Origin of the sequence: Marilutibacter aestuarii, from assembly GCF_006546775.1 — a bacterium.
GTDB lineage: Bacteria > Pseudomonadota > Gammaproteobacteria > Xanthomonadales > Xanthomonadaceae > Marilutibacter > Marilutibacter aestuarii.
In genome coordinates, this window is sequence record NZ_VICE01000119.1 from 1 (window position 1) to 10650 (window position 10650).

Below are 10650 nucleotides of genomic sequence, written 5' to 3' on the forward strand. Positions count from 1 at the left end.
CGCCGCGACCGCCGCCGCTGCGCGACTTGCCGCCACGGCGCTCCTCGTCCGCGGCGCGCTGTTCGCGGGCCTCGCGGAAGATCGCGCTGACGCTCTCGCCGGCGTCGCCTTCCTGCGGTTCGCGCGGCGCGCGCGGCACCGCGACCAGCAGCTCCGGGGTCACCGGCTCGACCGGGATCTTCTGCTCGATGTAGGCCTCGATGTCCGGCAGGCTCATCGCGTAGCGCTCGCAGGCGAAGCTGATGGCGTCGCCCTCGGCGCCCAGGCGGGCGGTGCGGCCGATGCGGTGGACGTAGTCCTCGGCATCGAACGGCAGGTCGTAGTTGTAGACGTGGCTGATGCCGTCGATGTGCAGGCCGCGGGCGGCGACGTCGGTCGCGACCAGGATGTCGAGCTGGCCCTTCTGGAAGCGGCCGAGCAGGGACTCGCGCTTCTTCTGCGGCACGTCGCCCGACAGCACGCCGACCCGGTGGCCGGCCTTCTCCAGCGCGCGCGCGACGCGCTCGACGAACACCTTGGTGTTCACGAACACCATCGTGCGGGCGGCCTCGCTGCGCGACAGCAGGCCGATCAGCAGCGGGATCTTTTCCTCGTCCGCCGGGAAGTACATGCGTTGGCGGACCCGCGCGGCGGTGATGGTCTCGGTCTCCACGACCAGCTTCTCGGGCTCGTTCATGTGCTCGTAGGCGAGCTCGAGCACCCGGTGGCTCAGGGTCGCGCTGAACAGCAGGGTCTGGCGCTCGGTGCGGATCGGCATCCGGCGCAGCAGGAACCGGATGTCCTTGATGAAGCCCAGGTCGAACATCCGGTCGGCCTCGTCGAGCACGCACATCTCGCAGGCGTGCAGGCTGACCACCTTGTGCTGCTTGACGTAGTCGATCAGGCGGCCGGGCGTGGCGATGATGATGTCGGCGCCTTCCTGCAGGATCGAGCGCTGCTTGTCGTAGTCGACGCCGCCGTAGACCAGGGCGAACTTCAGGCCCAGGTGGCTGCCGAACTTCACCGCGTCCTTGTGGATCTGGATCGCGAGTTCGCGGGTCGGCGCCAGGATCAGCGCGCGCGGGTCCTCGGGCTTGCGCTCGGCCAGCGCGGGGCGGGTCAGCAGGCGGTTCATGACCGCGACCAGGAAGGCCAGGGTCTTGCCGGTGCCGGTCTGGGCCTGGCCGGCGACGTCGCGTCCGGTCAGGGCGATCGGCAGGGTCATGGCCTGGATCGGGGTACAGCGGGTGAATCCGGCGCCTTCCAGCCCGGCCAGCAGGTCGGGGTGCAGGCCGAAGGCCTCGAAGGTGACATCGGTCAGGGGTTTGTCGCTCATTGCGTTCAGGGTTCCGCGCGGGGGTAGCCGCGTCTGGTCTCGAAGAAAGCAGCGCTTGCGTGGCTGGCGCCATCGCAGCAGACTGCCGGGGTCGGCCAGTGGATGTTCTGACCGCAGCGGGCGACGGCCCTTGAAGCCGCCGCAATAACGCCCCAGTTTACCCCAAGGGCCGGTCCAACCGGTGCCCGTGCCCCGCCGACGGTGCGCCGCCGGACAGGTACCGGCCCGCGCCACCCCCTTCCGCACCCCAGGAGAACCTCGTGAGCGAGAAAATCATGCATGTCGGCGACGCCGATTTCGACAGCGCCGTCCTGCAGTCGTCCGAACCCGTGCTGGTCGACTTCTGGGCCGAATGGTGCGGTCCCTGCAAGATGATCGCCCCGGCCCTGGACGAGCTGGCCGAAACCTATGCCGGCAAGGCCCGGATCGCCAAGGTCAACGTGGACCACAACCGCGCCACCGCCATGAAGTACCACGTCCGCTCGATCCCGATGCTGCTGCTGTTCAAGGACGGCCAGATCCAGGACACCCAGATCGGCGCGGTCGGCAAGGCCCAGCTGAGCCAGATGATCGACAAGGCCCTCTGAGGCCTGCCCCGGCCGGCCCGCAGGGGCCGGCCAGCCGGGCTGAACGGATTCGACCGTCCCCCTTGCGCGACGCGCGGCGGCGGTGCTAGTTTCATGGAACCCGGCGCGCTGGATGTTGCCTTCCGCACCGCCGCACCCCTTCTGGATACACCACCAGACCCATCACGTCCCCGACGCCACGCTCGCCCGATGCGAGCGCTCGCCGTTTAGCGAGGAACCCACGCTTGTCCGACAAGACCCCCGACGCCGGCGAAACCGCCGAGAAGCGCGTGCGCAAGCCGCGCGCCACCAAGGCGACGTCCGCCACCGCTGCCAGCAAGACCGAGGGCAGCCCCTCCGAATCCACGCCCAAGGCCCACGCGGAAGCACCGGCACAGGCGGAGAAGCCCGCCGCGAAGGCCCCTGAAGGCGACAAGGGCCCCGCCGCCGACAAGGCCGGGGGCGACAGACCCGCATCCGAGGCCAGCCCGCAGGGCGGCCCGGGCGGCCAGGAGTCCGGCGCGCAGGACGCCGGCGACGGCCAGCGCGGCAACCGCGACAACGGCCAGGACGGCGGCCGCGGCAACAACCGCCGCGAGCGCTTCCGCAACCGCCGTGAGCGCAACCGCGGCGGCGGCGGTGGCGGCGGCAACCGCAACCGCGACGGTTTCCCCGAGGACGGCGGCCAGGAAGAATTCGTGCCGCGCAACAACCCCCAGGTCCCCGAGGGCTTCCCCAGCTACTCGCTCAGCGACCTGAAGAAGATGCCGGCGGCCAAGCTGCTGGAGGTCGCCGAACAGCTCAACATCCACGAGGGCGTCGCCCGCGCCCGCAAGCAGGACGTGATCTTCGCGGTCCTGAAGGTGCTGACCCGCCACGGCGAGGGCGTCGTCGCCGACGGCGTGCTGGAGATCCTGCCCGACGGCTTCGGCTTCCTGCGCGCCCTGGAGGCGAGCTACCTGGCCGGCCCGGACGACGTCTACATCAGCCCCAGCCAGATCCGCCGCTTCAACCTGCGCACGGGCGACCACCTCTCCGGCCGCATCCGCTGGCCGAAGGACGGCGAGCGCTACTTCGCGCTGTCGGTGGTCGACACCATCAACGGCGAGCCGCTCGAGGCGAGCAAGAACAAGGTCCTGTTCGAGAACCTGACCCCGCTGTTCCCGCGCCGCAAGTTCACCCTCGAGCGCGGCGACGGCAGCACCGAGGACATCACCGGCCGCATCCTCGACCTGATGGCACCGCAGGGCAAGGGCCAGCGCGCGCTGATCGTCAGCCCGCCCAAGGCCGGCAAGACCATGCTCATGCAGCAGGTCGCCACCGCGATCACCAGCAACCACCCGGACGTGCACCTGATCGTCCTCCTCGTCGACGAACGTCCCGAGGAAGTGACCGAGATGCAGCGCACCGTCCGCGGCGAAGTGGTCAGCTCCACCTTCGACGAGCCGGCCGGCCGCCACGTGCAGGTCGCCGAGATGGTGATCGAGCGCGCCAAGCGCCTGGTCGAGCACAAGAAGGACGTGGTGATCCTGCTCGATTCGATCACCCGCCTCGCCCGCGCCTACAACAACGTCGTCCCCAGCTCCGGCAAGGTGCTCACCGGCGGCGTCGACGCCAACGCGCTGCACCGCCCGAAGCGCTTCTTCGGCGCGGCCCGCAACGTCGAGGAAGGCGGCAGCCTGACCATCATCGCCACCGCGCTGATCGACACCGGCAGCAAGATGGACGAGGTGATCTACGAAGAGTTCAAGGGCACCGGCAACTCCGAGGTCCACCTCAACCGCCGCATCGCCGAGAAGCGCGTGTACCCGGCCATCGACATCAACCGCTCCGGCACCCGCCGCGAGGACCTGCTGATCGAGCCGGAGCTGCTGCAGAAGATCTGGATCCTGCGCAAGCTGCTGCATGGCATGGACGAGATCGGCGCGATGGAGTTCCTGCTCGACAAGATGAAGAACACCAAGTCCAACGACGAGTTCTTCAGCTCGATGAAGCGCTAGGCGCCTAGGCCGATCGCACAGGAAGAGCCCCGTAGACGAAAACGCCCCGCGTTGCGGGGCGTTTTCGATTCCATCGGGCCTAGCGATTTCCGGGCGGAGCCGCCGGCAAGGGAAACGCGTCCCCTTGGCGTCGCTGCAGCAATTCTGGATTCGACGTACGCACATCAATGAACAAACCCATCAACTCGAAGGTCGAGGCTGTAGAGGAAAGATGGGCGCCGGTTCCACCGAGTCGATTTTCAAGACGCATCATCACGTCTCCGGCCCGACCGTCACCGAGCCACGCCGCCCACGCGTATGAAGCCATCGCCGCATTGAAGTCCCCCTCGACGGCGCTCTGGTATCGCGCATTCACGTATCCGGCAAAAGGCGACCCGGTCAACACCAGGTCCTCGACCAGACCGGCCATTTCCATCCGCTCCGCGGGACGCAAGGCGCCGTTCGCGTCCTTGGCCCGAAGCCTTTGCTCGGTGAGCCGATCCATGTAAAAGAATCCGGCCTTGACATCGCCCGCCTCGAAGGCTTGCGACAACTCGAGATCGGTCATTCCCAAGGCTTCAACGATATCTTCGGGCATTGGATAGCCGTGATCGATGAGCCATGCGAGCTGTTCCGGGGTCTCGAATTCGAATGCTTCGCTGCCGAATTTGCCATAGAACTCGAGTACAGCCTCCCGATCGGGTTCGGATAGGCGGGACAACAGTGCCCGGGTGTTCTGGACATCACCGTACTTCCCGCCAATACGCATGTCCGGCTTGCTCGCCTCCTCCTCCGCTGGGGAGCTCTCGTCTACATGATTCGCGCCCAAGCCGGCCGCGGACGCGAGCGGCGGCGCATCATCGGGTGAGGAGGAACTGCAGGAAGCCACCACAAGTGAACCGAGCAGTACCAGGGGGAGAGCGCCAGTCCCTCGAAACACGTTCATGGGTTGCACCCGTTTGTTTTCATATCCGAAGCCCACGCGGCGCATGCGGTATCGCTCTGCGCCGCGTTATAAGCGCTATTCCCAAACGGTGTTTGAACCGCCTCTACATAAGCTCCCCGGATGCTGGAACACTGGGAGGCGTATGTCGTAGAGCCGGCATCGCACGCGCGCCCCATGTCGACTCGAAACCTGGCATCGCAAGCATCTTTCGAGTTGAACAGCCCGGTTCCTCCATAGCATCGATCATGGGAAGCGCAAGCGCCGTAGAAAGATATCCCCGGAAGGGGATTGTTCATATCGCCAGTATGATTCGGAAGAACCAAGCCTGCGAGAAAGGCCCCTACCTGGGAGGCAACTGTTCCATTGCCACAACCATTCGCGACCCAATTCGCATCATACCCAGGCACCGACGGCGGGCTCGCATAGCTGCAGCCGCTAGGCTTCGCATTCTTCAGGTTTGCGCACACCTGCGCCTGACTCAACGGCGTTGTCACTCGGTCAGGCATCAATGGATCCTGAGAGACTTGATAGTACTGTGGTCCCGCCAGTGACATTAAAACTCCCTCGCAAGCCGTCCCTCGGCAAAGAATATTGCCTCCACCTTGTCGGGGCGCCGTCACTACAACTGGCGGCAGCGTCGTTTGGGCCAGCGCTACGAATGACGCAAAGAAAAGCCCCACACACGCCGTAAAGCGTCTACTCATCAACATACCCTGCTCTCCTTGTCCTTGTGAATATGGCGCGTTTGGCAAGCCGATCAAATCTGATAACTTGCTCGGAAGGCCGAAACTTATTCTAATAACAATCGGGGGTCTATAGCGATGCACGGCCAAGGCCTCGAACTCGCACTGGTTTTCCTCATTGCCGCGGTGATCGCGGTGCCGGTGTTCCGCCGCTTCGGCCTGGGCGCGGTGCTCGGCTACCTCGCCGCGGGCGTGGCGCTGGGGCCGTTCGGGCTGAAGGCGGTGACCGATACCGAGCGGGTGCTGGCGGCGTCGGAGATCGGCGTGGTGATGATGCTGTTCGTCATCGGCCTGGAGCTCTCGCTGCCGCGCCTGAAAGTGATGCGCAAACCGGTGTTCGGCGTCGGTGGCCTGCAGGTGCTGCTGTGCGGGCTGGCGCTGGCGGGGATGGCGACGCTGGGCGGACTGTCTCTGCAGGCGGCGCTGGTGGTCGGCTTCGGACTGGCCCTGTCGTCGACGGCGGTCGGCTTGCAGTTGCTGGCCGAACGCAAGTCGCTGACCGCTCCGCACGGGCGGCTCGCGTTCGCGATCCTCCTGTTCCAGGACATCGCCGCCATCCCGCTGCTGGCGGCGATCCCGCTGCTGGGCAGCGCCAGCGCCGCGGCCGCCGAGGGCAACGCGGCGTGGCTCGCGGTCGCCGAGGCCATCGGTGCGATCGCCCTGCTGGTGATCGGCGGACGGCTGCTGCTGCGGCAGGTCTTCCGCATCGTCGCGCGTTCGGAAATGCCCGAGGTATTCACCGGCGCCGCCCTGCTGACCGTGCTCGGATCAGCCTGGCTGATGCAGCACGCCGGCCTCTCCGCCGGGCTGGGCGCGTTCATCGCCGGCGTGCTGCTGGCCGACTCGGAGTTCCGCCACGAGCTCGAATCGCAGATCGAGCCGTTCAAGGGCCTGCTGCTGGGCCTGTTCTTCATGGCCGTGGGCATGAGCATCGATCTCGACCGCGTGCTCGCCGAACCGGTCTTCATCGCCGGCCTCGTCGCCGCGCTGATGCTGGTCAAGTTCGTGCTGATCTACCTGATCGGCCTGCGGCCCGGCGGCCTGGACCGGCGCGAGACCCTGCAGTTGGCCGCCGTCCTGGCGCTTGGCGGGGAATTCGCCTTCGTGGTGTTCTCCGAGGCCGTGCGCGCCGGCCTGCTCGACCTGGTCGCGCGCGACCGCCTGGTGGCCGCGGTCGGCGTGTCGATGGCGCTGACCCCGCTGCTGTTGATCGTGGTCGCACGCCTGCTGTCGCACGCCCCGCGCAGCACCCCCGAACGCGAACCCGATCCATTGCCCGACGATGGCCATCCGCAGGTACTGATCGCCGGCTTCGGCCGCTTCGGGCAGATCGTCGCGCGCCTGCTGGCACTGCACCAGACCCCCTTCATCGTGATCGAGCACGACGTCGAACAGCTCGAGTTCTCGCGCCGCTTCGGCAACACCATCTACTACGGCGACCCTGCACGCCCCGACCTGCTGCGCTCGGCGGGCGCGGCGCACGTGCGCGTGTTCGTGGTCGCGATCGACGACCCGGCCGAGAGCCTGCGGGTGACTCGGGCGATCCGCCATCTCTATCCGCAGGCGCGCGTGTTCGTACAGGCACGCGACCGGCGCGTGGCCTGGGAGCTGATGGACATCGGCGCCGAGCCGATCCGCGAACTGCTGTATTCCAGCCTGCACACCGGCAAGAGCGTATTGCGTGCGCTGGGCGTGCCGGAGGAAACCGCGCGCATGATCACCGCGCGTTTCGCCGACCACGACGCGCGCCTGCTGGAGGCCCAGCACCCGATCCGCGAGGACGAGGACGCGCTGCGGCAGACGGTGCAGGATGCGCGCCGCGAGCTGGAGGAACTGCTGCGCGCCGACGTCGGCGAGGGCGTGCTCGCACGCAGCATCGATGGCCGCCGCGATGGCGAGGCGCCACGCCTGGATTGATCGGGCCTGCGGGGCGCCTGCCGCGCCGGGCGCGGCTCAGGACTTGTCGCGCAGGAAGCGGGCCATCGAGACGTTCTGGTTGGCCGTTGGCGGCGCGAATTCCGCTGCGATGTCCACGAAGCCGCGCATCACCGCGATCTCGCGCGGCGTGCGGTTGAGGCTGTCGCGCGCGTCCGGGTCGGCGCCGGCGCGCAGCAACCAGCGCACCACCTCCAGCAGCCCGTGCAGCGCCGCCAGGTGCAGCGGGCCGAAACCGCGCGGGTCGGCCACGTCCAGGCGGGCCTCGTGGTCGAGCAGGAGTTCAAGGCCTGCGATGAGGCTGTCCTCGTCGGCGACCGTGCCCGGCTCTGCGCGCGCGCCTAGCAGGAGCAGCAGCGGCGGCGTGCCGGCGGCCTCGACGTTGCTGTCGGCGTCACCGCCGGTCAGCAGCAGCGTGTCGAACAAGGCAACCAGGCGGCTGCGTTCGCGCGCGGTGAACCCGTACATCGCGGCGCAATGGATCGCCATGCGGCCCTGGCTGTCGAGCGCGTGGGCGTCGGCGCCAGCGGCGAGCAGGCGCGCGGCCATGTCGGGCAGGCCCAGCGCGCAGGCGACCATCAACACGGTGAGGTCGCCCGGCAAGCGCTGCTCGAGCGAGGCGCCGGCCTCGATCAGGCGATCGACGATATCGGCGTGGCGCATGCTCACCGCCGCCGACAGTGGCGTCGCGCCGGAGTTGGCCGCGCACTGCGGATCGGCACCGCGCACCAGCAGCAGGTCGATCAGCGCGCCATGCCCGCCGCCGGCCGCGCGCAACAGGGCGGTGCAGCCCTGGTTGTCGACGGCATCGACGGGCAACCCGAGGTCGAGCAGGCGGCGGACCGCGTCGGCATCGCCGACGATGGCGGCGGCCGGGACGTCGCTGTCGCGCAGTGGTCGGCGCGGCAGCGACCAGCCGCGCCAGTCCAGCCAGTCGGCCAGGTCGCGGCGTCCGGAAGAGAGCGCCACCCCGAGCGGGGTCTGGCCATCGGCGGCCAGCAGGTCGGGGGCGGCGCCGTGGGCGACCAGCAGGCGCAACATGGGCGTGCGGCCCAGAGCGGCGGCCAGGTGCAGCGGGCTCATGCCGTGCGAGTCGCGGCGGTTCAGGTCGACGCCCACTTCGCACAGCTGGCGCAGCAGGCGCGCCCAGCCCAGGCGTACCGCCAGGGTGGAGGGCACGTCGCCTTCGCGGGAGGCGCCGAAGGGATCGGCACCGCGCGCGAGCAGGTCCAGCGCCAGTGCTTCGTGCTCCGCGCCGTGGGCGCCCTGGCGGGCGCAGGCCGCGAGGTAGCGCGCCAGTCCGCCCGTGCCCGCCGGCGAGACCGCCTGCTCGAGCAGGGCAAGGATACGCGCCCGCGCGCCGGCGCCTTCGGCCAGCCAGGCGAACAGCACCGTGTCGCCGTCGGCGTCGCGCAAGCCGGTGTCGGCACCCTGGCGACACAGCCATGCCGCCTGCGCGGCGGTGGGCATGGGGTCGTCGCCACGCAGGATCCGGCCCAGCTCGGCGGCCGGGATCAGGCGCGCGATCGCGGCGGCGCCCTGCTCGCGGCCTTCGCGCAAGACATCGCGTAGGAGGTCGGCGGGTGCGCGATCGGGTATCGCGGCCACCACCTCGGTATCGAGCGCCGCATCGCCCTCGTCCTCGACCAGGCGCGAGGGCAGGTCGTAGCCAGCGTCCAGCGCCGCGACCAACGCCCAACGACCCGATTCGGCGGCCCGGTCGAGCGCGCGCTTGCCGTCGCCGTCGCGTTGCTCCGGGTCCACGCCAAGCTCGAGCAGGCGCTGGACCATGGCCGGCGGCGTGCCCTCGGCCATGCAGGCCAGGTGGACCGCGGTATGGCCCTGGGCATCGACCGCGCCGGCTTCCTCGGCGCCATCGCGCGGTAGGTGCGCCAGCAGTTGCTCGAGGACCTCGGCGCGGCCGGCGCGACAGGCTTCCAGCACCGCGTTCCGGCCCTGCGCGTCGACCAGGCCCGGGTCGGCGTCGGCCCCCAGCAGGGTCGCGATGATGTCGGCATGTCCGGCCCAGACGGCCTCGTGCAGGGCGGTGCGACCGCGCGGGTCCTGTGCGTTGACGCGCGCCTTCTGCTTGAGCAGCAGCTGCACGCCTGCAACGTCGTCGTCCTCGCCCCCGGCGGCGGCGAGCAGGGCCGGCTGGCCGCCGGCAGGATGCGGCTGTGCGCCTCGCTCGAGCAGGAAGCGCGCGAGTCGCCAGTTGCCGCTCGCGCAGGCCACGCCGAGCGGCGACTGCGCCTCGGCGTTGAGCACGTCCAGCTCGGCGGCGGCATCGCGCAACAGCGCCGCGACCCCGGGATCGGAGCTGCGCGCGGCATGGTGCAGGGGTGTATTGCCGTCGGCATCGGCCAGGCGCGGGTCCGCGCCATTGGCGAGCAGTGTCATCACCGCGTCGGGCCGTCCGTGCCAGCTGTCGCGGGTGGCCGCCACCAGCGGGGTCATGCCGCCGGCGCTGGCATTGAGGTCCACGCCCTCGGCGATCAGCTGGCGCAGCAGGCGCAGGTCGGGCAGGACCGCGGCCAGCGCCGCCAGGCTGCGGCGGTCGCGATCGCCTTCCGGCGGCGGCGCATGCGGATCGGCACCTTCGGCGATCAACTCCAGCGCGCGCTCGACGCGGCCGCCGCGGGCGGCGGCGTACAGCGCCGGCTCAAGCGGCTCGCCCGGGGTCGCCGCCACCGGGGCTTCGGCGGCCTCGCCTTCCACGACCTCTTCGCCACCGACGACGAGCACGGGGTCGGCTTCGTTGATGCCCTGCAGCCACCCGTGCAACGGCGCGGAACCGAGGGCGACCAGCACCGCCAGCGACCAGCGTGCCGCCGGCGCGAGCAGGCCGGGCCATGCCATCAGCACCGCAAGGCCGAGCAGGCCCAGCACCACCGAGGCGACGAGCAAGCCGCGCCAGGCGCCCACCTCGACGTCGGCCAGGGCATGCCATGCGGGCGGCAGCGGCCCGCCGCGACGCTCGACCGACTGCCACATCGGCCACAGGCGCCACAGCCCGACCAGCGCCGCGCCGCAGACGATGCTGACGCCCAGGGCCGCCGACAGCGACCCCCGCGCGACCAGCGCCGACAGCGGCCAGGCCAGCAGCAAGGCGAGCGCCAGGCCGGCGCCGCCCCACATCAGGAACAGGGCCAGGCCGTCGCGCCGC

At 69.7% G+C, this 10650-nt stretch carries 6 protein-coding genes; 3 read left to right on the top strand and 3 right to left on the bottom strand.

Annotated features, from left to right (window positions below):
- Positions 1-1315, bottom strand: a 1315-nt coding sequence (gene rhlB / locus FKV25_RS12690) for an ATP-dependent RNA helicase RhlB (RefSeq protein ID WP_141519171.1), incomplete at its 3' end; no start/stop codon positions are given.
- Positions 1316-1575: 260 nt separating this feature from the next.
- On the opposite strand from rhlB, the gene trxA reads away from it, so the two are divergent.
- Both trxA and rho read left to right on the top strand, forming a co-directional pair.
- Positions 1576-1902, top strand: coding sequence for a thioredoxin TrxA (gene trxA / locus FKV25_RS12695; RefSeq protein WP_141519172.1), 327 nt, complete (start codon positions 1576-1578; stop codon positions 1900-1902).
- Between the two features lie 224 nt (positions 1903-2126).
- Positions 2127-3881 (top strand): transcription termination factor Rho, encoded by a 1755-nt coding sequence (rho, locus tag FKV25_RS12700; RefSeq protein WP_141519173.1) that lies wholly within the window; start codon positions 2127-2129, stop codon positions 3879-3881.
- Between the two features lie 79 nt (positions 3882-3960).
- Here the strand turns inward: rho and FKV25_RS12705 are convergent, their stop codons facing one another.
- On the bottom strand, positions 3961-4851 hold the full coding sequence (locus FKV25_RS12705; protein ID WP_141519174.1) for a hypothetical protein: 891 nt from the start codon (positions 4849-4851) through the stop codon (positions 3961-3963).
- A gap of 776 nt (positions 4852-5627) precedes the next feature.
- Here FKV25_RS12705 and FKV25_RS12710 point away from each other — a divergent pair.
- Entirely contained in the window at positions 5628-7466 is a 1839-nt protein-coding gene (locus tag FKV25_RS12710) for a monovalent cation:proton antiporter-2 (CPA2) family protein (RefSeq protein ID WP_141519175.1), read from the top strand.
- A gap of 36 nt (positions 7467-7502) precedes the next feature.
- Here the strand turns inward: FKV25_RS12710 and FKV25_RS12715 are convergent, their stop codons facing one another.
- Positions 7503-10622: an ankyrin repeat domain-containing protein gene (locus FKV25_RS12715; protein ID WP_425462629.1), complete on the bottom strand. Its 3120-nt coding sequence runs from the start codon at positions 10620-10622 to the stop codon at positions 7503-7505.
- Between the last annotated feature and the right edge of the window lie 28 nt (positions 10623-10650).

What these genes read in the sequence shown, in the direction of transcription:
- FKV25_RS12705 (WP_141519174.1), bottom strand. Translation starts at nt 4,851, where the DNA reads ATGCGCCGCGTGGGCTTCGGATATGAAAACAAACGGGTGCAACCCATG.
- FKV25_RS12710 (WP_141519175.1), top strand. Translation starts at nt 5,628, where the DNA reads ATGCACGGCCAAGGCCTCGAACTCGCACTGGTTTTCCTCATTGCCGCG.
- FKV25_RS12715 (WP_425462629.1), bottom strand. Translation starts at nt 10,622, where the DNA reads ATGTGGGGCGGCGCCGGCCTGGCGCTCGCCTTGCTGCTGGCCTGGCCG.